Genomic DNA, 23,575 nt, shown 5'->3' on the forward strand with positions numbered 1-23,575 from the left:
CCGACCCCTCCGGCACCCCCACCACCGCACGCTCCAACAACTCCGCACCCTCCAACAGCACGAGCTCCGTGTCGATGCCGGCCGGGATCTTGATCTGCGCGTGGTGCCGCCAGGTGGCGACGGGGTCGCCCCAGGCCTCCACGCTGTAGGTCCACAGGCCCTCGGTGGGCGCGCTCACGGTGGCGCCCCAGCGGTCGGTCCCGGGGGCGAGTTCGCGCATCGGGATCCAGGGGCCGGGGCGGCCCTCGGGATCCCTGAGGACGACGTTCGCGCCGACGGCGTCGTGGCCCTCGCGGAACACGGTCGCGGAGATCTCGAACTCCTCGTCGACGACCGCCTTGGCCGGGCGGCGGCCCTCGAGGACGACGGGGCGTACGTCGAGTACGGGAATCCGGCCGACCGCGGTGTCCACCGGGGCGGGCGGGGTGGTGCGGGGGCCCGCGGACGGGTTCCGCGGTGCGGGTGTCACGGTGTCGGTCTCCCGTTCGAGGGAGGTGCCGGTGCCGGTCGCCAGGTGTCCGGGCGAGTAGTGCTTCGGGGGCATGACCGCTCCTGTCCGCTGCAACGTGGGTGGCGGATCGGGGTGTCGGGAGTTGAGCCTGAAGGGGTACCGGAGGAGCCTGCCCACTCGATGCGGGTGGGCATTCCGGCACTTTGTTAACTACTCACGCGTATGTCTACCTTCAAGACCGGCCGCGTCCGGAACGGCTCAAAGGACCGGCCTGACCACAGGCGTGCGAGGCCGGTAAGAGTACGCGTGTCCGGTTAATTCTTGTTTACGCGTGCGCGCTGCGAAGGCGCGACACGCTTGCCTCGTCCGGCGAGGTCAGGAACGGTCAGGAACCGCCCACGTACAGCAGTTTGTTGGGTGAGCCGGCGCCCGCGTCCCGGACCTTTCCGGTCACCACCCGCCGGACCAGCGCGCGACTCACCTGGGCCGGGGTCGCCTCGGGGTGGGCGCCGAGGTAGAGGGCGGCGGCGCCCGCCGCGTGCGGGGCTGCCATCGACGTGCCGGACAGGGTGGCCGTGGCGGTGTCGCTCGCCGCGGAGTCCGAGGTGATCGCGACGCCGGGCGCGAACAGGTCCACCTGGGGGCCCCAGTTGGAGAACCGAGCCCGGGCGTCGGCGCGGTCGACGGCACCGACCGTGAGGGCCTGGACGACGCGGCCGGGGGAGTACGGGGCGGCGGAGTGGTCGCCGTTGCCCGCGGCGACCACGTAGGTGACGCCGGAGGCGATGGAGGCGCGCACCGCGGCGTCCAGGCGCGCGTCCGCGTGACCGGCCAGGCTCAGGTTCGCCACGGCGGGCTTGTGGGCGTGCCGCGTCACCCAGTCGATGCCCGCGATGACCTGGGCGGTGGTGCCCGCGCCGTGGTCGTCCAGGACGCGTACGGCGACGACCTTCGCCCGCTTGGCGACGCCGTACCTGCCGCCCGCGATGGTTCCGGCCACATGGGTGCCGTGGCCGTCGCGGTCGTCGGCGGTGCGGTCGCCGTCGACGAAGTCCCAGCCGTAGCTCGCCCGGCCGCCGAAGTCCCGGTGCGAGACGCGGACACCGGTGTCGATGACGTACACCGTCACCCCCGCCCCGGCCGCCGTGTCCTTCGGCCAGGTGTAGTCCCGGTCGAGCGGCAGGGCGCGCTGGTCGACGCGGTCCAGGCCCCAGGAGGGCGGGTCCTCCTGGGCGCCCGCCGACGCGACCCGGGTGTCCTGGGCCACCGCGGCCACCCGGGGGTCCGCCGCCAGGCGCCGGGCCCGCCGCTCGTCCGCGTGGATCGCGTAGCCGTTCAGCGCACTGCGGTAGAGATGGCTGATTCCCACCCCGTACCGTCGGGCGAACTCCGCGCCGAGCGCCGGTGAGGCCCTCACCCCGGCCCTGAGGGTGACGAGGTAGCTGCCGCTGACGGATCCGGGCGCCCCGGCGCCGAGCACTGCCCCCTCCCCGGCGGCCCGGGAGGGCGCCGCGGGGGCTGAGAGCGCCAGGAGCGCGCAGACCGCGAGGAGGACGTGGACGGCCCGGTGCCCGTACCGGCCGGGCGTCCGTCTCCTCGTCCGTCTTCCCGTCCGTGTCATGGCCCGTGTCCCCTCCTCGGTCGCACCGACCCGGGCCCGACCCGGCCGTCCGCCCCCGGGGGAAGCCTCTCGTGCCGCCGCGAATCCCGACAAGGCCGCCGGAGCGGGCGGAATCAGCCATACCGGCTATGCCCGCCATGTAAAGGTTGCGTAGTATTTCGGACAGGGGCCGGCGATGTCCGGCGGGCGCCCCGGCGGCCTCCGAAGCGGTGTGGCCTGGCCCGACAGCCCGTCCGCCCCTTGAGGACAGGTCCGTTCGGGCCGGCGCGGCGGCCGTCCGCGGGCGATGGCTCCCGGAGGGGGCGTCACACTCCCGCATGTGGACGAACCCGGCGATGAGGGACCCCGGCGGCGTACCGTCGTGGATGTCACGCCGCGTACGTCCTCCGTGAAGGTGGAACTCGTGAAGGCCATCCGCAGGTTCACCGTACGTCCCGTCCTCCCCGAAGCCCTTCACCCGCTCAGCGACCTCGCGCGCAATCTGCGCTGGTCGTGGCATGCGGAGACCCGAGACCTCTTCCAGTCCGTCGACCCCGCCCGCTGGGCCGCCTCGGGCGGTGACCCGGTGCGGCTGCTGGGCAGCGTGCCCCCGGCCCGGCTCCTGGAACTGGCCGGGGACCGCCGCTTCCTGCGCCGCCTCGGCGCGGTCGCCGACGACCTGGCCGACTACCTGAGCGGTGAGCGCTGGTACCAGTCGCACGCCACGGGCGCCGACCTCCCGGCCGCCGTCGCCTACTTCTCACCCGAGTTCGGCATCACGGCGGCGTTGCCGCAGTACTCCGGCGGCCTCGGCATCCTCGCCGGAGACCACCTGAAGGCGGCCAGCGACCTGGGTGTCCCGCTCATCGGCGTCGGACTGCTCTACCGGCACGGCTACTTCCGCCAGACCCTGTCCCGGGACGGCTGGCAGCAGGAGCACTATCCGGTGCTCGACCCGAACGAACTCCCCCTCGCACCCCTGCGCGAACCCGACGGCGCCCACGCGCGCCTCTCCCTCGCGCTGCCCGGCGGACGCAGGCTGGGAGCCCACATCTGGCTCGCCCAGGTGGGCCGGGTCCCGCTGCTCATGCTCGACTCCGACGTGGACGACAACGACCTCGGCGAACGGGGCGTCACCGACCGGCTGTACGGGGGCGGCAGCGAGCACCGGCTGAAGCAGGAGATGCTGCTCGGCATCGGAGGGGTGCGCGCGGTGCGCGCGTACTGCCGGCTGACCGGGCATCCCGAGCCGGAGGTGTTTCACACCAACGAGGGACATGCGGGCTTCCTGGGACTGGAACGCATCGCCGAGCTGTGCGCCGACGGCCTCGACTTCGACTCCGCCCTGGAGGCGGTGCGGGCCGGCACGGTCTTCACCACCCACACCCCCGTCCCCGCCGGCATCGACCGCTTCGACCGGGAACTGGTGGCCCGCCACTTCGGCCCCGAGGGGGAGCTGGGGGACCTCCCCGTGGACCGGATCCTGCGGCTCGGCACGGAGACCTACCCGGGCGGCGAGCCCAGCCTGTTCAACATGGCGGTGATGGGCCTCAGGCTCGGTCAGCGCGCCAACGGCGTGTCCCTGCTGCACGGCAAGGTCAGCCGCCAGATGTTCTCCGGGCTGTGGCCCGGCTTCGACGCCGACGAGGTGCCGATCACCTCCGTGACCAACGGCGTGCACGCACCCACCTGGGTGGCCCCGGAGGTGCTGCGCCTGGGCGCCCGCCAGATCGGCGCGGAACGCACCGAGCAGGCGCTCTCGGTGGGCGGAAGCGACCGCTGGGACGCCCTCGCGGACATCCCCGACCAGGAGATCTGGGATCTGCGCCGGGTCCTGCGCGAGCAGCTGGTGCTGGAGGTGCGCGGCCGCCTGTACGCCTCCTGGCGGCAGCGCGGCGCGGGTGCGGCCGAACTGGGCTGGATCGACGGGGTGCTGGACCCGGACGTCCTGACGATCGGCTTCGCCCGGCGCGTACCGTCGTACAAACGGCTGACGCTGATGCTGCGCGACCGGGACCGGCTCACCGAGCTGCTGCTCCATCCCGAGCGGCCGGTCCAGATCGTGGTGGCCGGCAAGGCCCATCCGGCCGACGACGGCGGCAAGCGCCTGATCCAGGAACTGGTCCGGTTCGCGGACGACGCGCGCGTGCGCCACCGCCTCGTCTTCCTCCCGGACTACGGCATGGCGATGGCGCAGAAGCTCTACCCCGGCTGCGACGTGTGGCTGAACAACCCGCTGCGCCCCCTGGAGGCCTGCGGCACCAGCGGGATGAAGGCGGCGCTGGGCGGCGCCCTCAACCTGTCGGTCCTGGACGGCTGGTGGGACGAGTGGTTCCAGCCGGACTTCGGCTGGGCCATCCCCACGGCCGACGGCGCGGGCACGGACGAGGACCGGCGTGACGACCTGGAGGCCGCGGCGCTGTACGACCTGCTGGCGGGGCGGGTGGCGCCGCGCTTCTACGAGCGGGGGCGCAGCGGGCTGCCCGACCGCTGGATCGAGATGGTCCGCCGGACGCTGACCCTGCTGGGCCCGAAGGTGCTGGCGGGCCGCATGGTCCGCGAGTACGTCGAACGCCTCTACACCCCGGCCGCGCACGCCCACCGTGCGATGACGCCGGCGGCCGCGCGCGCACTGGCCGGCTGGAAGGCCCGGGTGCGGGGCGCCTGGCACGGGGTGAGGGTCGACCACGTGGAGGCGTCCACCACCACGACCAGGGCGGAACTCGGCAGCACGCTGGGCCTTCGGGTGCGGGTCGGCCTCGGCGAGCTCGCCCCGGACGACGTGGAGGTCCAGGCCGTCTCCGGCCGGGTCGACGCGGACGACCGCATCGCGGACGCGGCGACGGTGCCGCTGAAGCCGGTGAGCGGCCCCGACCTGGAGGGCCGCTGGCACTACGAGGGCCCGCTCGCCCTCGACCGCACGGGCCCCTTCGGCTACACCGTCCGCGTCCTGCCCAGTCACCCGCTGCTCGCCTCGGGCGCGGAGCTGGGCCTGGTCGCCGGGCCACCGCAGGATCCAGGGGAGGAGGCGGGGGTGCTGCTGCGCTAGCTGCGCTAGGGGCTGCGACGGCGGGGGTGCGGCCCCCGCCGGTCACATGTCCAGTCCCGCGCACAGTTTGCGCAGGGCGGTCCCGCAGCGCCGCGCGTACGCGTGCTGGAACTGGCGTGCGGCCATGCCACCGGCCCGGGTGTACCACTTGGCCGGACGGCTGAAGGCGGTGACCGTCAGCCAGACCGTGCCGTCTCCGGTGCGGTCCACCACGAACGCCTCCTCACCGCACTCCGGGTGACCGGTCAGCGTGCCGTAGGCGCACCCGGCCCGGCGGCGTTCGTCCACCGTCCACACCACCCGACAGGGGGCCTTGATCATCCCCGCGAGTGTGACGGTGACATCGCATCCGGGCTCCGCCCTGTCCTTGTCGGCCTCGATGCCGACGCCCACGGCCCGGTGCATCTCCCAGGTCAGGATGGCCTCGGCGGCGCGCCGGAACACCTCCTCACCCTCACCGATCCGGGTGCGCACGTGCAGGGAGTGGTAGCCCTCGGGACACGTCCCGGCCTCGCGGGTCGCGCCGACTTCCTCGTACGTGAAGGACATGCCCCCAGCCTAGGCGGCCCCCCGCTCCGTTTTTCCCCCCGGCCCCCACCACACGCCGCACGTGATAGGGGCGTGGGAACCGGGTGAACGGTTCCCACGCCCCTGGCGCACTCAGGTGGGTGCTAGCTGACGTTGACCGCCGTCCACGCCGCGGCCACGGTCTTGTACTCCGTGCTGGTGGAGCCGTAGAGGTCCTTGGCCGCCGACAGGGTGCCCGTCCGCGCCGACTTGTAGTTCGTCGACGAGGTGAAGTACGTGGTCAGCGCCTTGTACCAGATCTGCAGCGCCTTGTCGCGGCCGATCCCGGTGACCTTGGAGCCGTTGTAGGTGGGGGAGTTGTAGCTGACCCCGTTGATGGTCTTCGCGCCGCTGCCCTCGGACAGCAGGTAGAAGAAGTGGTTGGCCACGCCCGACGAGTAGTGGACGTCGAGGTCGCCGACGCCGGAGGACCAGTAGTCCGCGGAGCCGCCGTCCTTGCTGGGCTTGTCCATGTAGCGCAGCGGGGTGCCGTCCCCGTTGAGGTCGATCTTCTCTCCGATGAGGTAGTCGCCCTTGTCGGAGCTGTTGTTGGCGTAGAACTCCACGCCGGTGCCCATGATGTCGGAGGTCGCCTCGTTCAGGCCGCCGGACTCGTCCGAGTAGTCCAGGCCGGCCGTGTTGGCGGTGACGCCGTGGCTCATCTCGTGGCCGGCCACGTCCAGGGAGGTCAGCGGGTGGTTGTTGCCGCTGCCGTCGCCGTACGTCATGCAGAAGCAGTCGTCGTCCCAGAACGCGTTCTCGTACTGGCTGCCGTAGTGCACCCGCGAGTACGCGGCCGTGCCGTCGTCCTTGATGCCGGAGCGGCCGAAGGTGTTCTTGTAGAAGTCCCAGGTCTCCTGCGCGCCGTAGGCGGCGTCCACGGCCGCGGTCTGGTCGGTGGAGGAGCTGGAGGCCTGCCCGGTGCCCCAGACGTTGTCCGAGTCGGTGAACAGGGTGCCCTTGGACGTGCTGGAGCTGTGCGACTTGTTGTACGTCAGGTGGCCGCCGCGGGTGGTGTCGTTCAGCTGGTACGACGAGCCCGACTTGGTGGTGCTCAGGCTCACGGTGCCGGAGTAGAGGCTCTTGCCGGTGCCGGTGGACGCGGTCTCGACGTCCTGGTGCTGGAAGAGCTTCTTGCCGGTGGCCGCGTCGGTGACGACGTGCAGCCGGCTCGGGGTGCCGTCGTCCTGGAAGCCGCCGACGACGGTCTCGTAGGCGAGGACCGGCTTGCCGGAGCCCGCCCAGATCACCTTGCGGGCGCCGTCCGAGGTGGACTGGGCGGAGCCGAGGGTCCGCGCGGCGGACACGGCCGTCTTCTCGGCCTTGGCCACGGCGAGACGGGGTCTGAGCGAGGCCACCTTGATGGCCGCGTTCGTCGCTCTGGTCACGCCCTCGGTCCTGCCGGACTTCGACGCGTGGACCACGAGGTCGCCGCCGAGCACCGGGAGGCCGGCGTAGGTGCGCTCGTAGCGGGTGTGGACGGTGCCGTCGGCATCCTTGACGACGTCCTTGACGATCAGCTTCTCCTTGGCGCCCAGGCCTATCTGCCGGGCCGTCTCGGTCGCCGCGGCCTGGGCGTCCTTGAAGAGGGAGGCGCGGGCGGCCGTGGACAGCGCGAGAGGCGCGGCGGCCAGGTGCTGGGTGTTCACCCCGGCGGTGGTGGCCGGGCGGGCGTTCGCGACACCGGTGGTGAGCCCGGTGGCGAGCAGTGCTCCGGCCGCGACGGCGGTGGCGATGGCCAGGGTGGTGCGCTGATGACGCGCGTAGAGGGGAGTCACGCAAGCTCCTTATGGGGGGTGCCGCACAGCGTGGGGAAGCCGTACGGACGGTGTGAAGTTGCGGTGCGGGTGAGCCGTGCGGTGGAAGAGTGACATCAGCGTCGCGTACATGTCATGACCCTGAGCCGACCTTGGCCGAAAATCGACCATCCGCCGTGCGTGCGCGCTTGTTACGTGCGTGTTTCGTAGGTCAAGCGCGTGCCAAGCCCGCTCCGCGATGTCGCAAAAGGTGCCGTACCGGTGGGTCGGTCCTCCGGTACGGCACCTTCTCGCGCACAAGGGGTTTGACGGCAGTTCAGCGGCCGTTCACGGGAAAGTGATCTTCCATCCGTTGATCTTTCCGGTGTCCAGCGCCGCCTTGTCCTGGACCTTCAGCTTCCAGGTGCCGTTGGCGCTTTCGGAGGAAGCGTTGACCGTATAGGTATCGGTCACGTCGTCCGCCGAGTCCGAGCCGCTGGAGTTCTTCAGCCGGTAGGAGGTGCCGGACGGGCCGATCAGGTCGACGACGAGGTCGCCGCGCCAGGTGTGCGTGATGTTCGGGGTGACCTGGAGGTTGCTCGGCGCGTTGCCGCTGCGCCCGGTCACGGAGATGGACGAGGTCACCGCGGGCCCGTTGTCCGGGATGGACACCTGGGTGTTGCTCTCGTAGGACGTGCCACCGCCGCCCCCGCCGCCGCCCGAGCGGGACCCGACCGCGATCGCCGCCCACGCGTCCTGCACGGCCTTGTACTCGGCGCCGGAGGTGCCGTACAGCTCGCCCGCCGCCGCGAGCGTCCCGGTGCGGGCCGCCGCGTAGTTGGTGGTGGAGGTGAACTTGGTGGTCAGGGCCCGGTACCAGATCTGGAGGGCCTTGTCGCGGCCGATGCCCGTGACCGGGAGGCCGTCCGCGGTCGGGCTGTTGTAGGTCACCCCGTTGATGACCTTGGTGCCGCTGCCCTCGGAGAGCAGGTAGAAGAAGTGGTTGGCGGGACCCGAGGAGTAGTGGACGTCGAGGTTGCCGAGCCCCGAGTACCAGCTGTCCTTGGACGCGCCGTCCTTGCTGGGCTTGTCCATGTAGCGCAGCGGGGTGCCGTCGCCGTTGATGTCGATCTTCTCGCCGATGAGGTAGTCGCCCACGTCCGAGGAGTTGTTCGCGTAGAACTCGACCCCGGTGCCCATGATGTCGGAGGTCGCCTCGTTGAGGCCGCCGGACTCCCCGGTGTAGTTGAGCCCCGCGGTGTTGGAGGTGACGCCGTGGCTCATCTCGTGGCCGGCCACGTCCAGCGCCGTCAGCGGGTCGTTGTTGCCCGAGCCGTCGCCGTAGGTCATGCAGAAGCAGCCGTCGTCCCAGAACGCGTTCACGTACGAGTTGCCGTAGTGCACGCGGGAGTAGGCCGCCTTGCCGTCGTTCTTGATGCCGCTGCGGCCGAAGGAGTTCTTGTAGAAGTCCCAGGTCTCCTGCGCCCCGTAGTGCGCGTCGGCGCCCGCGGTGGCCGCGTTGGACGTCGTGCCGTTGCCCCAGGTGTCGTTCGACTGCGAGAACAGCGTGCCGGTGCCGGACGTCCCGTGGTTCAGGTTGTACGTCTTGTGACCGCCGCGCGCGGCGTCGTTCAGCGTGAACGTCGAGCCCGACTGTGTCGTGGTCAGCGTGACCGTGCCGCTGTACTGGGTGTTGCCGACGCCGGTCTCGATGCCCTGGTAGCGGTACAGCTCCTGGCCGGTGGTGGCGTCGGAGACGACGTGCAGGGCGTTGGGGGTGCCGTCGTCCTGGAACCCGCCGATCACCGTCTCGTACGCGAGGACGGCCTTGGTGCCGGCCGCCCAGATCACCGTGCGGGGCGCGCGCTCGGCGCCGGTCTTCTTCGAGCCCGCGGCCTTGGCGACGGCGAGCGCGTGCTTCTCGGCCGTCGCGGCGGCGACCGCGGGAGTGAGCGAGGCGACCTGGATGGCGGCCTGGCTGGCCTTGATGACCTGCTGGGTCGCCCCGGCCCTGGAGGTGTCCACGATCAGGTCGCCGCCGAGCACGGGCAGGCCCGCGTAGGTGCGCTCGTAGCGGGTGTGGAGGGTGCCGTCGGCGTCCTTGACGACATCGCGGACGACCAGCTTCTCCTGGGTGCCGAGGCCGATGGCCCGCGCGGTGTCCGCCTTGGCCGCGTCGGCGTAGCGGATCAGTTCGGCGCGCTGGGAGGGGGAGAGCTTCAGTGCCGTGTGGGCGGCGCTCGTCGCTGCGGCGGGGGTCGCCGGGGCGGCGCTCGCAGCGCCCGACTGGACGGCCGCGGCCAGCAGGGCCGAGACGCCGACCAGGGCGACGGCCGCGGCGCGGTGGGCGGGGGTGGTGTGGGAGGTGCGTCTGCGAGAGGAGATGCTTCTCAACACTGACTCCTTGCTGCGTGGCCACGGGGTGCGCGGCCGTGGGGAGACCGGGCGGCGGAAGGTGGCCGTCCGGGCAGGGCAGGAGGTACGTGGAACCACGTGCGTGAAGAACGGGCCGCCGCTCAGCGGTGAAACTGTGGGGTTGCTGTGAAGTGGCCCTGGGAAGCGTGTCAGGGGATCACGAGCGGTGTCAGGACCGCGTCAATAAGTTGACCGAAATCGTTCGTTCGCCGGATGGTCATGTCCGCTATATGGACTGTTCGTCGAGCGTTCGGGTGGCGCCCGGCGGGCTGCCCGGCCCCCGGATCCAGCCACCACGCACCGGTGCACGCCGCCCACGCCACGAGCCACAGCCGCCGCACGCGCCGCCCCCGGCCCCAGGCGCCGCACCGGGCCTCGGCCGCCGCGCCCGGCCGCGGGCATCGCACCCGTCATTTCCGGCCACGGCTACCGCGCCCGTCACATTTGGCCACGAGCGCCGCGCTCGTCACATCCGGCCACAGGCGCCGCACCCGGCACAGGCGCCGCACCGGGTCGCGGGCGCCGCGCTCGCCGCACCCGGCCATGGCCACCGCATCTGCCACAACCGGCCACGACTGCCGCGCCCGTCGCAACCGGCCACGGGTGCCGTACCCGCCATGCCGGCCACGTGCGCCGCACCCAGCGCATCCGGCCACGGCTGCCGCACCTGGCCATGGGCATCGCACCCGTCGCATCCGGCCACAGGCGCTGTGCCCGTCGCAACCGGCCACAGCTGCCGTGCCTGTCGTACCCGGCCACGGGCACCACGCCCGTCACGCCGGCCGCGTGCGCCGCACCCGGCGTAACCGGTCACGGCCGCCGCGCCCGTCGCACCCGGCCACGGGCACCACGCCCGTCACGCCGGCCTCGGGCGCCGCACCCGGCCACAGGCTCCGCGCCCGCGCCCCGGCTCAGGCCAGGCTGTCTCGCCACGCTCGGTGCAGATCGGCGAAGCGTCCCGTGCCCGCGATCAGTTCCGTCGGGTCGCCGTCCTCCACGATCCGGCCGCCCTCCATGACCAGTACCCGGTCCGCGATCTCCACGGTGGACAGCCGGTGGGCGATCACGACCGCGGTACGGCCCCGCAGCACCGTCAGCATCGCCCGCTGCACGGCCTGTTCCCCCGGGATGTCCAGGGAGCTGGTCGCCTCGTCCAGGATCAGCACCGCCGGATCGGCGAGCAGGGCGCGGGCGAACGCCACGAGCTGGCGCTGCCCGGCCGAGATGCGCCCACCCCGCTTGCGCACGTCGGTGTCGTAGCCGTCCGGCAGCGCGCTGATGAAGTCGTGGGCGCCGATCGCCTTCGCCGCCCGCTCGATCTCCTCCCGGGACGCGTCCGGGCGGCCGATCGCGATGTTCTCCGCGACCGTGCCGGAGAACAGGAACGCCTCCTGAGTGACCATCACCACCCCCCGCCTCAGCTCCGGCACGGCCAGGTCGCGCAGGTCCACACCGTCCAGCAGGACCCGCCCGCCGGAGGGGTCGTAGAAGCGGGCGAGCAGCTTGGCCAGCGTCGACTTGCCCGCGCCCGTCGCGCCGACCACCGCCACCGTCCGCCCGGCGTCCAGCGTCAGCGAGAAGCGGGGCAGCACCTCGCCGCCCGTGCGGTACGCGAAGGCGACGTCCTCGAAGACGACCTCGCGGCCGGGACGCTCGTCCCTCGGCTCGGGCAGCGGTACGGGGGACGCCGGCTCGGGGACCGACGGGGTCTGGGCCAGCAGTCCCGCGATCTTCTCCAGCGAGGCCGCCGCCGACTGGTAGGAGTTCAGGAACATGCCCAGCCGGTCGATCGGGTCGTACAGCCGGCGCAGGTACAGCACGGCCGCCGCCAGCACGCCGAGGGCCAGCGAGCCGGACGCCACCCGGTAGGCGCCCCAGAGCACCATGACCGCGACCGCCGTGCCCGCGACCAGCCGCGAGCCGACCACATAGCGGGCCATCTCCAGCAGAGCGTCGCCGTTGGTGCGCTCGTGCCGCCGGTTCAGGTTCCCGAAGGCGGCCTCGTTCGCGGCCTCCCGGCGGAAGGCGCGCACCGGCCGGATGCCGTTCATCGTCTCGACGAACTTCACGATCACGGCCGCGATCGCCGAGGAACGCGCCCCGAACACGCGGCCGGCGCGCCGCTGGTAGAGCCGCACCAGGAGGTACAGCGGCACGAAGGAGGCCACCGCGACCGCGCCGAGAGCCGGATCCAGCCACAGCAGCACCGCCGAGATGTACACGAACGACAGCACGACGGTCACCAGCTCCTGGAGCCCCTCGTCGAGCAGTTCCCGCAGCGACTCCACGTCCGTGGTGGAGCGGGAGATCAGCCGGCCCGAGGTGTACCGCTCGTGGAAGTCGACGCTCAGCGCCTGGGCGTGACGGAAGATCCGGCCGCGCAGGTCGAGCAGCGCGTCCTGGTTGACCCGCGCGGAGGCCTCGATGAACGCGTACTGGAGGGCGCCGGAGAGCAGCGCGGCGAGACCGTAGCCCACGCCCACCGCGATCAGCGGGCCCCGGTCGCCCGCGCGCAGCGCCGGCACGGCCCGGTCGAGGGCGTAGGCCACCAGCAGGGGGCCCGCCTGCACCGCCGCCTGCTGGAGCAGCACCAGAAGCGTGGTGAGGGCGACGCGGCCCTTCATCGGCGCGAGCAGCGACCGCAGCAGCCCGGCCGTCGCACCGGGCGGCGCGGGCAGGACGTCGGTGTCGAAGACGTCGTCGGGCCCCGCCGGCGCGTGCGGGCGGGTCGGGCCGTCGGTGCCGTCCGGCGCGGCGGCGCCCGGCGAGACGGACGACGGGGCAGGGGCGCTCATCGCTGGTCCTCCTTCTCGACCGCGGTCCCGTCCGGTTCCGTCCCGGAGCCCTCGCCGGCCGGGTCGCCCGACATCAGACGCGCGTACTCGGCATGGGTGCGCAGCAGTTCCTGGTGGGTGCCCACGGCCGTGATCCGGCCGCCGGACAGCAGGGCGACGCGGTCGGCGAGCAGGACGGTGGAGGAGCGGTGGGCCACGATGAGCGCGGTGGTGTCCGCGAGCACGCGCCGCAGCGCGGCCTCCACGGCCGCCTCGGTGTGCACGTCCAGCGCGGACAGCGGGTCGTCCAGGACGAGGAACCCGGGCCGGCCGACGACGGCGCGGGCGAGCGCGAGCCGCTGGCGCTGTCCGCCGGACAGGCTCAGGCCCTGCTCGCCGACCTCCGTCCCGGTGCCCTGCGGCAGTTCGTGCGCGAAACGGGCCTGGGCGACGGCGAGCGCCCGCTCCAGCTCCGCCTCGCCCGCCTCGTCGCCGGCTCCCATCAGCACGTTCTCCGCGACGCTCGCCGAGAACAGGGTGGGCTCCTCGAAGGCCACCGCGACTTGGGAGCGCAGCTCGTCGCGCGGCATCCGCGCGATGTCCCGCCCGTCCAGGGTGATCCGCCCGGAGTCGACCTCGTACAGCCGGGGGACCAGCGCGGTGAGCGTGGTCTTCCCGCTTCCGGTCGCCCCGACCAGGGCCAGGGACTCGCCGGCGCGGACATGGAGGTCGACCCGGTCCAGGACGGGCGGCGAGCCGGGCGGCGCGTCGGGGTAGCGGAAGGTGACGTTCTCGAAGCGCAACCCCGCGTCCGCGTCCGGAGCGTCGGCCCCCGCCGCCGTCCCCGCGTCCTCCGGCTCGGCGTCCATCACCTCGAACCAGCGCTCGGTCGCCGTCGCCGCCTCCTGGGCCATCGCCAGCAGGAAGCCGATCGACTCCACGGGCCAGCGCAGCGCCAGCGCCGTGCTCAGGAACGCCACCAGCGTCCCGGCCGACAGGTCCCCGTCCGCGACCCGCAGCGAGCCGACCACCAGTGCCGCCCCGATCGCCACCTCCGGCAGCGTCACGATCACGGCCCAGATGGCCGCCAGCAGCCGGGCCTTGCGCAGCTCGGTGGCGCGCAGCGTCCGCGACAGCGCGTGGAAGGCCCGCGCCTGGCTGCGGTGGCGCCCGAACCCCTTGGTGATCCGGATCCCGAGGACGCTCTCCTCCACGACCGTGGTCAGGTCCCCGACCTGGTCCTGGGCCGACCGCGCCACCTCGGCGTACCGCCCCTCGAAGACGACGCAGATCCACATCAGCGGCACGGCGGGCCCGAGGACGAGCAGTCCCAGCGTCCAGTCCTGCACCAGCATGATGGCCACCCCGACGAGGATCGTCACCCCGTTGACCAGCAGGAACGTCAGCGGGAAGGCGAGGAACAGACGCACCAGCATCAGATCGGTCGTCCCCCGCGACAGCAACTGCCCCGACGGCCAGCGGTCGTGGAAGGCGACCGGCAGCCGCTGCAGGCGCTGGTACAGCGTCGCCCGCATCCGCGCCTCCACCCCTGCCAGCGGCCGGGCCACCAGCCAGCGCCGCAGCCCGAACAGCAGCGCCTCGGCGATCCCGAGCAGCAGCAGCCACAGGGCGCCGATCCCCACCCCGGCCGGCTCCCGCCGGGCCACCGGCCCGTCCACCATCCACTTCAGGACGAGCGGGATCACCAGGCCGACGCACGACGCGACGACCGCGACGACCGCGGCGGTCAGCAGCCGCGCCCGTACCGGCCGCACATACGGCCACAGGCGCAGCAGGGTCCGTACGGCGGACCGGTCCTTCGAGGGTGCACGTCGACTGAGCATCAGGAGCGAGCCTACGGACCGCCGCCGACGGTGCCCACCGGGTTTTCGTCCCGTTCCCGATCCGCCGTAGGTCCTACGACCTGCGTGTTCCGGGCGCCGAGGCGGGGCGCACGGCGTGCGCGTGATCGCGGCGGACGGCCGCCCTCACCGCGCCACACGCAGCAGCAGCACCGACCGCGCGGGCACCGTCACCGCCGAACCCGCGGGGTGCGCCGTGCCCGGCGGGCACGCCTGGTCCTCGCGGGAGGTGTCCACGACCAGTTCGTACCCCCCGGCCCAGGGCGCCCCCGGCAGCACGAAGCCCGTCGGCCCCTCCCCGGCGTGCAGGACCGCGAGGAAGCTGTCGTCGACCACCGGCGCCCCGTGCGCGTCGCGGCCCGGTATGTCGCGGCCGGATAGGTACATGCCGAGCGTGGCGGCGGGCGCGTACCAGTCCGCCTCCGTCATCTCCCGCCCGCGCGCCGTGAACCACGCCAGGTCCCGCAGGCCGTCCGCCGCGTGCGGCCGCCCGGAGAAGAACGCCCGGCGGCGCAGCACCGGATGGCGGTGCCGCAGCGCGATCAGCCGGGACGTCAGGTCGAACAGCGCCCGCCAGCGGGGCTCCTCGAGCAGGGTCCAGTCCAGCCAGCCGATGGCGTTGTCCTGGCAGTAGGCGTTGTTGTTGCCGTGCTGGGTGCGGCCCATCTCGTCCCCGGCCACCAGCATCGGGACCCCCGTCGACAGCAGCAGCGTCGTCAGCAGGTTCCGCAGCTGGCGCCGCCGCAGCGCGCGCACCCCCTCGTCGTCGGTCTCGCCCTCCCGACCGCAGTTCCAGGACCGGTTGTCGTCGGAGCCGTCGCGGTTGCCCTCGCCGTTGGCCTCGTTGTGCTTGCGCTCGTAGGACACCAGGTCCCGCAGGGTGAAGCCGTCGTGCGCCGTCACGAAGTTGACGGAGGCGTACGGCCGCCTGCCGCCCCACGCGTACAGGTCGCTGGAGCCCGACAGCCGGTACCCCAGGTCCCGTACGTCGGGCAGCGCGCCCCGCCAGAAGTCCCGCACGGCACCCCGGTAGCGGTCGTTCCACTCCGTCCAGAGCGGCGGGAACGCCCCGACCTGGTAGCCGCCCGCGCCGACGTCCCAGGGCTCCGCGATCAGCTTGACCCGGCGCAGCACCGGGTCCTGGGCGATCACCGCCAGGAACGGGGACAGCATGTCGACGTCGTGCATCGACCGTGCCAGCGCCGCCGCCAGATCGAAGCGGAAACCGTCCACGCCCATCTCGGTCACCCAGTAGCGCAGCGAGTCGGTGATCAGCCGCAGCACGTGCGGCCGGACCACGTGCAGCGTGTTGCCGCAGCCCGTGTAGTCCGCGTAGCGGCGGGCGTCCGCCTGGAGCCGGTAGTAGGCGCGGTTGTCGACGCCCTTGAGGGACAGCGTCGGGCCGAGCTCCCCTGCCTCCGCCGTGTGGTTGTAGACGACGTCGAGGATCACCTCGATCCCGGCCGCGTGCAGGGCCCGTACCATCCGCTTGAACTCGCCGACCTGCTGGCCCGTCGTCCCCGAGGAGGCGTAGGCCGCGTGCGGGGCGAAGTAGCCGATCGAGTTGTAGCCCCAGTAGTTGCGCAGGCCCCGGCCGAGCAGATGGTCCTCGTGCGCGAACTGGTGCACCGGCAGCAGCTCCACCGCCGTCACCCCGAGCCGCACCAGGTGCTCGATCGCCGCCGGGTGCGCCAGGCCCGCGTAGGTGCCGCGCAGCTCCTCGGGGATGCCGGGATGCAGCCGGGTGAAACCCCGCACGTGCAGCTCGTAGATCACCGAGTCGGCCCAGGGGGTCTTCGGGCGGCGGTCGTCGGCCCAGTCGTCGTCGTCGTGCACCACCACCCCCTTGGGGACGTGGGGGGCCGAGTCCCGCTCGTCGCGCACGGTGTCCGCGACATGCTGCTGCGGCCAGTCCCGCACATGCCCGTACACCTCCGGGGGCAGCCGGAAGTCGCCGTCCACCGCGCGCGCGTACGGGTCCAGGAGCAGCTTCGCCGGGTTCCAGCGCGCCCCCGTCCACGGGTCCCAGCGGCCGTGCACCCGGAACCCGTAGCGCTGCCCCGGCATCACGCCGGGTACGAAGCCGTGCCAGATCTCGTGCGTCAGCTCGGTGAGCTCGACGCGCGTCTCCCGGCTGTCCGGGCCGCGCCCGTCGAACAGGCACAGCTCCACCGCCTCCGCGCCGCCCGCCCACAGCGCGAAGTTGGTGCCCGTCGCGCCGTCCGGCCCCACCCGGAAGCGCGCCCCGAGCGGGGTGGGCGCCCCCGGCCACACGGGTGGGGAGGGAAGCGGGGGCCGGCCGCCGCGCAGCGGTGTCGACGCACGCTCCCGCGGCCCGGCATCCCGCCCAGCCCCCTGGACGGTCCCTTGCACGGCCTCCTGCACTGCCTTCTGCTCGGCTGCGCTCGACACGCTCGGCCTCCCGCGGCTCATCGGGACGACACGGGAAACGAGCGCACGGCGCCCCGTCCGGACCGGCGTGTCCGCCCTCGGGGCGCCCCTGCGGCTCACGGGCGCGGCTCCCCCGTCGTGTCGTCCTTTCCACTGTTCTGCCCACCGCGCGGCTCGCACTCACGTTTCCCCTGGAGGGGCTGGGTCGTTGTGATCGTCGTGAAGCACGTACACACGCGCACGCGGCGCGCAGGGGCCGCGCCGACCGTGGTGGCCGCACTGGCCGCGGCACTGACCTGGGCGGCCCTTCTGACCGGCTGCACCGCCCCCGCACCCTCCGACGACAAACCCGGCGCCCGGCCCGCCCCGGGCGACGTCATCCGGGTCTTCCCCGACGACGGCAGCACCGGCGTGTTCGCCAAACGGCGGCTGCGCGTCCTGGTGCCGACCGGCCGGCTGGAGTCGGTGACGGTCGTCAGGTCGCAGGACGGGCAGGACTGGGCGGTGCCCGGACGGCTGTCCCCCAACGGCAAGGTCTGGCAGGCCTACGGGCGCCGTCTCGCCCTGGGCGCCAAGTACACCGTCGACGCCGTGGCCCGCGACGGTGAGGGCCGCCGGACGGCCCGCCACGCCACCTTCACCACCTTCGTGCCCGCCGAACGGTTCATCGGGTACCTCACCCCGGAGAGCAACACGACGGTGGGCACCGGAATGATCGTCTCCCTGCAGTTCAACCGGGGGATCGAGGACCGCAGCGCCGTCGAGCGCGCGATCCGGGTGACCTCCGTGCCGCCCGTCGACATCCGCCCCCACTGGTTCGGCAGGGACCGCCTGGACTTCCGGCCCGAGCACTACTGGAAACCGGGCACCAGGGTCACCGTCGCGCTGCGGCTGCGGGACGTGGAGGGCGCGCCCGGGGTGTACGGGCTCCAGTACAAGGACATGTCGTTCACCGTCGGCCGCAGCCAGGTCTCGCTGGTCGACGCCGCCGCGCACATGATGCGGGTGCGCCGGGACGGCAGGCTGATCGCCACCGTGCCGATCACGGCGGGCGGCCCGAGGACCACCACGTACAACGGCAAGATGGTGGTGATGGAGCGGCTCGCGGTCACCCGCATGGACAGCCACACGGTCGGGTTCGGCGGGGAGTACGACATCGCCGACGTCCCGCACGCGATGCGCCTGACCGACTCCGGGACCTTCGTGCACGGCAACTACTGGGCTCCCTACGCCCCCGGGCACATCAACGTCAGCCACGGGTGCGTGGGCCTGCGGGACGTCAAGGGCGGCGACTCCCGCACCCCGGCCGGCTGGTTCTACGACCGCAGTCTCGTCGGCGACGTGGTGGAGGTCGTCCACAGCCAGGACAAGGAGGTCGCGCCCGACAACGGCCTCGGCGGCTGGAACATGGACTGGGGCGCGTGGACGGCGGGCAGCGCGGTGCGGTAGCCCGGCAGCCCGGTGGGGCACGCCCACGGGAAGGGCGCGGGAGAGGGCGTGGGCACGGAGCGGGAGGGGTGCGAGGGGAGCGCATCCCGATCTTCTCCGTGCGCCCGCGCGCGGGCCTGATTTGGGACTGAACGGTGACATTCACGGGGAGTCATCGGGCCTGGGCATATGACTAATCTTGCGCAAGGGCGCGCTGGTCGCGCTGGGGTGCCGGCCCGCTCGGGCCGTGCGAGGGAAGAGGGAAACAACGTGAACGGGCGACCGATATCGGGGGCGTCGGTTGGTGCGCTCCGCGGGGCGGGCAGCGGGACGGGTCGGGGACGCAAGGGGCTGTCGGCGCTGGTGCTCGGTGCGCTGCTCCTGACCGCCACCGCGTGCGGCGGGGGAGGCGGCTCCGGTGCGGGGAGCGCGGACGGCAAGGGATCCGGCCAGGGCGGCGACAAGCAGTCGCAGGCCGTCGTCACCATCGCCCCGAAGGACGGGGCCAAGGCCGTGGACACCAGCGGCGCGCTGAAGGTGACCGCGGCCAAGGGCCGGCTGACCGAGGTCAGGGTCCAGGACGCCAAGGGCCACGAGGTGCCGGGCAGGATGTCCGCGCAGGGCGCCGGCTGGACGCCCTCGACGCACCTCGCCGCGTCCACCACGTACAAGGTGCACGCGGTCGCCAAGGACTCCGCCGGCCTGACCTCCGCCGAGGACTCCTCGTTCACCACGCTCACCCCGAAGAACACCTTCACCGGCACCTACGCGCCCGACGACGGCACCACCGTCGGCGTGGGCATGCCCTTCTCGCTCCGCTTCAGCCGGGGCATCACCCACCCGGCGGACGTCCAGAAGGCCATCAGCATCAGGACCGAGCCGGCCGTGGACGTCCGCGGCCACTGGTTCGGCAACGACCGCCTCGACTTCCGGCCCGAGCAGTACTGGAAGGCCGGCACCAAGGTCACCGTGAACATCGACCTCGACGGTGTCGAGGGCCGCCCCGGTGTCTACGGCGAGCAGGTCCGCACGGTCCGGTTCACCATCGGACGCAGCCAGGTCTCCACCGTCGACGCCAAGACCCACCAGATGGTCGTCAAGCGCGACGGCAAGGTGCTCAAGACCCTCCCGGCCACCACCGGCAAGTCGGGCTACGACACCTGGAACGGCCAGATGGTCATCAGCGAGCGGCTCGCCGTGACCCGGATGAACGGCGAGACGGTCGGCTACGGCGGCGAGTACGACATCAAGGACGTGCCGCACGCCCAGCGCCTGACCGACTCCGGGACCTTCATCCACGGCAACTACTGGGGCGGCGACGCCTTCGGCAACTACAACGCGAGCCACGGCTGCGTCGGTCTGCGCGATGTGCGCGGCGGATACGACAAGTCGGCGCCCGCCGCCTGGTTCTACGACAACTCGATGATCGGCGACGTCGTCGTCGTGAAGAACGCCCATGACCGGACGGTCGACCCCGGCAACGGGCTCAACGGCTGGAACATGGCCTGGAGCGAGTGGACCAAGTAGCTCCACGTAGCTCCGCCGGGCCCGCCCCCGTTAGTGCCCGTTAACCTTCGTGCATGACTGTGACTGTGCATCTCGAAGTCGCCGACGGTGTGGGCACGATCCGTCTGGACCGTCCGCCCATGAACGCGCTGGACGTCGCCACCCAGGACCGGATCAGGGAGCTCGCCGAGGAGGCCGCACGGCGCGAGGACGTGCGCGCCGTGGTGCTCTACGGCGGGGAGAAGGTGTTCGCGGCGGGCGCGGACATCAAGGAGATGCAGCGCATGGACCACGCGGCGATGGTCCTGCGCTCGCGCGCCCTCCAGGACTCCTTCACCGCCGTCGCCCGCATCCCCAAGCCGGTGGTCGCCGCCGTCACCGGCTACGCCCTGGGCGGGGGCTGCGAGTTGGCGCTGTGCGCGGACTACCGCATCGCCGCCGAGAACGCCAAGCTCGGCCAGCCCGAGATCCTGCTCGGTCTGATCCCGGGGGCGGGCGGCACCCAGCGTCTGGCGCGCCTGGTGGGGCCGTCCAGGGCCAAGGACCTCATCTTCACGGGCCGGATGGTGAAGGCGGACGAGGCGCTGACGCTGGGCCTGGTCGACCGGGTGGTGCCCGCCGAGGACGTGTACACCGAGGCGCACACCTGGGCGGCCAGGCTCGCCCAGGGGCCGGCCATCGCGCTGCGCGCCGCGAAGGAGGCCGTCGACACCGGCCTGGAGACGGACATCGAGACGGGTCTCGCGGTGGAACGGAACTGGTTCGCGGGCCTGTTCGCCACCGAGGACCGCGAGCGCGGCATGCGCAGCTTCGTCGAGGAGGGGCCGGGAAAGGCGAAGTTCGTCTGAGCCGTCCGGGACCTCCTGGCCGTCCCCCGATGGGGCGGTTATCGCAGCCTTAAGGCGGCCTTAAGCGCGCCGTGGCGAAGGCTGCTGGCGCCCCTCCCCCGACCGGCCCGTCCTCGCAGGTCGGTCGGGGTGTCGATCTTCTCGACCTGCCTTTGGCACATGCCGTGCGCAGGGTGTCGGACGCATGCCTCCGGGGGGTGTATTCCTTCGTAACTCCCCCCGGCGCCATGGTGGACGGCCATGATGGTGGGCATGGCGGGGCTGGAGGGTATCGAACAACCGCGGCGGCACCGGAGTGCGACCGCGGCGCGCTGGTCACCGGCGATCGAGGACGAACGGGCGCTCGACGCACTGGAGTTGTACGGAAACCCCGCCGAGGCGGAGGCGTCCCTGCCGTCCCTGCCCGAGTCCGCGGCCACGGCGCGCAGGCTCGCCCAGCTCGTCGTCCTGCGCCACTGGGGACTCGGCCCGCGGCTGACCGAGGACGCGGTCCTGCTCGTCTCCGAACTCGTCGGCAACGCCGTGCAGCACGCGGGCGCGCGGGTCTTCGGGCTGCGGATGCGCCGCCGCCGCGGCTGGATCCGCGTGGAGGTCCGCGACCCGTCCCGCGGTCTGCCCTGCCTGATCCCCGTCCAGGGACTGGACGTGAGCGGCCGGGGGCTCCATCTCGTGGACAAGCTCGCCGACCGCTGGGGCGTGGACCTGCTGCCGCGCGGCAAGACCACCTGGTTCGAGATGCGGGTGACCGACCGCTGACGGCCGTCCGGCGCCCCCGCCGTCGCGAGCCCGCACGGCTTTGCCCGGAGATGACCTGTACGACCCTTACCTTCCCTCACGGTCTCAATCGCCGGTTTTCGTAGCACACCGCCCTTAAATGGGTCGGGTGACCACGCCGCTGCCTCCCCCCTCCCCGGATCCGCGACGGGCTCCCGCGCCCCCGGTGCCCGACCGCCGCTCGGCGCTGCGCACGGGGGCGCGGCTGGCCGCCGCCGGCGCGCTCGCCACGGCCTGTGCCCCGGGCGCTCCAGCTGCCCCGGCCGGGCACGCGACGCGCTCGCCGCACACCGAGCGCCCGGCCCCCGCGGCGCCCACGGCCCGTGCCTTCCCGGGCGCGCCCGGCCAGATCGACCACGGCCCGCGCGACCGCCCCCGCGTCGCCCTCACCTTCCACGGCCAGGGCGACCCGGCCTACGCCCGGTCGATCCTCGGCACGGCCGAGAGGGCGGGCGCGAAGATCACCGTGCTCGCCGTCGGGACCTGGCTCGACCAGTACCCGGACGTCGCCCGCCGTGTCCTGGACGGCGGCCACGACCTCGGCAACCACACCCAGCACCACGTCGCGATCAACGCCATGGCCGAGAAGGACGCGCGCGCCGAGATCCAGACGTGCGCCGACCGACTGCGACGGCTGACCGGGTCCGCCGGCACCTGGTTCCGCCCCTCGCGCGCCCCGCGCGCCACCCCGCTCGTCGAGCGCCTGGCCCGGGAGGCCGGCTACCCGCACGTGCTGTCGTACGACGTCGACTCGCTCGACTACACCTCCCCGGGCGCCCCCGCCGTCACCCGCAAGGTCATCGCCGAGGCCAGGGGCGGCTCCGTGGTGAGCCTGCACTTCGGATACGCGGACACGGTCACCGCCTTTCCCGCCCTTCTGCACGAACTCGCCCGCCGCGGCCTGGCCGCGGTGACCACCACGGAGCTGCTGAGCTGATGCATCCCTCGACCATCACCCGCCTCCTGATCGCCGGCGCCGCCCTCACGGCCCTCGCCGGATGCACCGGCGGTCCCTCGCCCAAGGACCGGGCCACGGCGCCCGTCACCCCGACCCAGCAGCAGCGGGCCGTGGAGACCCTGCCGGGCATGCCGCCGGTGCTCGACCCGGCCGACATCTACACGGCCGACCGCCCCGGTCAGCTCTCCGAGGTGGTGAAGGACTTCCCCTCCCGCGTCTACGTCCCCAACACCATCTCCAACACCGTCTCCGTCATCGACCCGGCGACGTACAAGGTCATCGACACCATCCCGGTGGGCCGCCAGCCGCAGCACGTCGTGCCGTCCTGGGACCTGCGGACGCTGTGGGTCAACAACGACCTGGGCAACTCCCTGACCCCCATCGACCCGAGGACCGGCAAGGCGGGGCCGCCGGTGGACGTGCACGACCCGTACAACCTGTACTTCACGCCGAACGGCAGGTACGCGATCGTCATGGCCTCGAAGGACCGCCGGCTCGTCTTCCGCGACGCGCACACCATGAAGGTCGCCAAGAGCGTCCCGGTGAGCTGCCAGGGGGTCAACCACGCGGACTTCTCGGTCGACGGCCGCTACTTCATCGTCTCCTGCGAGTTCAGCGGCGAGCTGCTGAAGGTCGACACCGAGAAGATGGAGGTGATCGCGCAGCGGAAACTGCCCCTGCACGGCGCCATGCCGCAGGACGTGAAGACGTCCCCGGACGGGCGGCGGTTCTACATCGCCGACATGGTGGCCGACGGCGTGTGGATCCTGGACGGCGACACCTTCGCCGAGCCCACCTTCCTGCACACCGGCAAGGGCGCGCACGGCCTCTACGTCAGCCGCGACTCCCGGGTGATGTACATCTCCAACCGCGGCGAGGGCACCATCTCCCTCTACGACTTCAAGGAGAAGCGCCTGACCGGGAAGTGGCGGCTGCCCGGCGGCGGCAGCCCCGACATGGGCGGCGTCTCCACCGACGGCACCGTGCTGTGGCTGTCGGGCCGCTACAACTCCGAGGTCTACGCCATCGACACACGCACCGGCCGGGAGCTGGCCCGGATCAAGGTGGGCAGCGGCCCGCACGGCCTCGCCGTCTACCCGCAGCCGGGACGCTACTCGCTCGGGCACACCGGCGTCTTCCGCTGACCACCGTCCACCGTCCCCACCCCGGCCGGTTAATCTGACCTGCGTCAGTACGACAGCACATCAGAGCAAGC

The 23,575-nt window shown here is 72.6% G+C and carries 15 protein-coding genes; 7 read left to right on the plus strand and 8 right to left on the minus strand.

Going from position 1 to position 23,575, the window contains the following annotated elements; genetic code table 11:
* Together AB0C59_RS23510 and AB0C59_RS23515 are read right to left on the minus strand one after the other, a co-directional pair.
* The coding region (locus AB0C59_RS23510) for a maltotransferase domain-containing protein (protein WP_363007630.1) at positions 1-544 on the minus strand (544 nt) is incomplete at its 3' end.
* Positions 545-836: 292 nt separating this feature from the next.
* Positions 837-2,072 carry a S8 family serine peptidase gene (locus AB0C59_RS23515; RefSeq protein WP_363007632.1) on the minus strand — a complete coding sequence of 412 codons (1,236 nt, stop codon included), beginning with the start codon at positions 2,070-2,072 and terminating at the stop codon, positions 837-839.
* 403 nt (positions 2,073-2,475) lie between these two features.
* Between AB0C59_RS23515 and glgP the strand changes: the two genes are divergently transcribed.
* Entirely contained in the window at positions 2,476-5,100 is a 2,625-nt protein-coding gene (glgP, locus tag AB0C59_RS23520; RefSeq protein WP_363007838.1) for an alpha-glucan family phosphorylase, read from the plus strand.
* Positions 5,101-5,142: 42 nt separating this feature from the next.
* Here glgP and AB0C59_RS23525 read toward each other — a convergent pair whose 3' ends face one another.
* From AB0C59_RS23525 to glgX, 6 genes are all read right to left on the minus strand, one after another.
* The gene (locus tag AB0C59_RS23525; protein ID WP_363007636.1) at positions 5,143-5,649 is read right to left on the minus strand and encodes a DUF1990 domain-containing protein; all 507 of its coding nucleotides are present in this window, start codon (positions 5,647-5,649) and stop codon (positions 5,143-5,145) included.
* Positions 5,650-5,771: 122 nt separating this feature from the next.
* Entirely contained in the window at positions 5,772-7,445 is a 1,674-nt protein-coding gene (locus tag AB0C59_RS23530) for a M4 family metallopeptidase (RefSeq protein WP_363007638.1), read from the minus strand.
* A 306-nt stretch (positions 7,446-7,751) separates the two neighbouring features.
* Positions 7,752-9,797: a M4 family metallopeptidase gene (locus AB0C59_RS23535; protein WP_363007639.1), complete on the minus strand. Its 2,046-nt coding sequence runs from the start codon at positions 9,795-9,797 to the stop codon at positions 7,752-7,754.
* 932 nt (positions 9,798-10,729) lie between these two features.
* The gene (locus AB0C59_RS23540) at positions 10,730-12,613 is read right to left on the minus strand and encodes an ABC transporter ATP-binding protein (RefSeq protein ID WP_363007641.1); all 1,884 of its coding nucleotides are present in this window, start codon (positions 12,611-12,613) and stop codon (positions 10,730-10,732) included.
* The gene (locus tag AB0C59_RS23545; RefSeq protein WP_363007643.1) at positions 12,610-14,436 is read right to left on the minus strand and encodes an ABC transporter ATP-binding protein; all 1,827 of its coding nucleotides are present in this window, start codon (positions 14,434-14,436) and stop codon (positions 12,610-12,612) included. The genes AB0C59_RS23540 and AB0C59_RS23545 overlap by 4 nt, the downstream gene beginning before the upstream one ends.
* A 144-nt stretch (positions 14,437-14,580) precedes the next feature.
* The gene (gene glgX / locus AB0C59_RS23550) at positions 14,581-16,866 is read right to left on the minus strand and encodes a glycogen debranching protein GlgX (RefSeq protein WP_363007645.1); all 2,286 of its coding nucleotides are present in this window, start codon (positions 16,864-16,866) and stop codon (positions 14,581-14,583) included.
* Positions 16,867-17,064: 198 nt separating this feature from the next.
* On the opposite strand from glgX, the gene AB0C59_RS23555 reads away from it, so the two are divergent.
* The 6 genes from AB0C59_RS23555 to AB0C59_RS23580 all read left to right on the plus strand — a co-directional run bounded on the left by AB0C59_RS23555 (position 17,065) and on the right by AB0C59_RS23580 (position 23,504).
* Entirely contained in the window at positions 17,065-18,294 is a 1,230-nt protein-coding gene (locus AB0C59_RS23555) for an Ig-like domain-containing protein (protein WP_363007647.1), read from the plus strand.
* Between the two features lie 249 nt (positions 18,295-18,543).
* The gene (locus AB0C59_RS23560; RefSeq protein ID WP_363007649.1) at positions 18,544-19,800 is read left to right on the plus strand and encodes an Ig-like domain-containing protein; all 1,257 of its coding nucleotides are present in this window, start codon (positions 18,544-18,546) and stop codon (positions 19,798-19,800) included.
* Positions 19,801-19,859: 59 nt separating this feature from the next.
* Positions 19,860-20,627, plus strand: a complete 768-nt coding sequence (locus AB0C59_RS23565) for an enoyl-CoA hydratase-related protein (RefSeq protein ID WP_363007840.1) — start codon at positions 19,860-19,862, stop codon at positions 20,625-20,627.
* A 252-nt stretch (positions 20,628-20,879) separates the two neighbouring features.
* Positions 20,880-21,383, plus strand: coding sequence for an ATP-binding protein (locus AB0C59_RS23570; protein ID WP_363007651.1), 504 nt, complete (start codon positions 20,880-20,882; stop codon positions 21,381-21,383).
* A gap of 118 nt (positions 21,384-21,501) precedes the next feature.
* Positions 21,502-22,338: a polysaccharide deacetylase family protein gene (locus tag AB0C59_RS23575; protein ID WP_363007653.1), complete on the plus strand. Its 837-nt coding sequence runs from the start codon at positions 21,502-21,504 to the stop codon at positions 22,336-22,338.
* Positions 22,338-23,504 (plus strand): hypothetical protein, encoded by a 1,167-nt coding sequence (locus AB0C59_RS23580; protein WP_363007654.1) that lies wholly within the window; start codon positions 22,338-22,340, stop codon positions 23,502-23,504. Before AB0C59_RS23575 ends, AB0C59_RS23580 begins: the two co-directional genes overlap by 1 nt.
* Positions 23,505-23,575: the final 71 nt, after the last annotated feature.

Origin of the sequence: Streptomyces sp. NPDC048664 (assembly GCF_040650555.1) — a bacterium.
Lineage (GTDB): Bacteria > Actinomycetota > Actinomycetes > Streptomycetales > Streptomycetaceae > Streptomyces.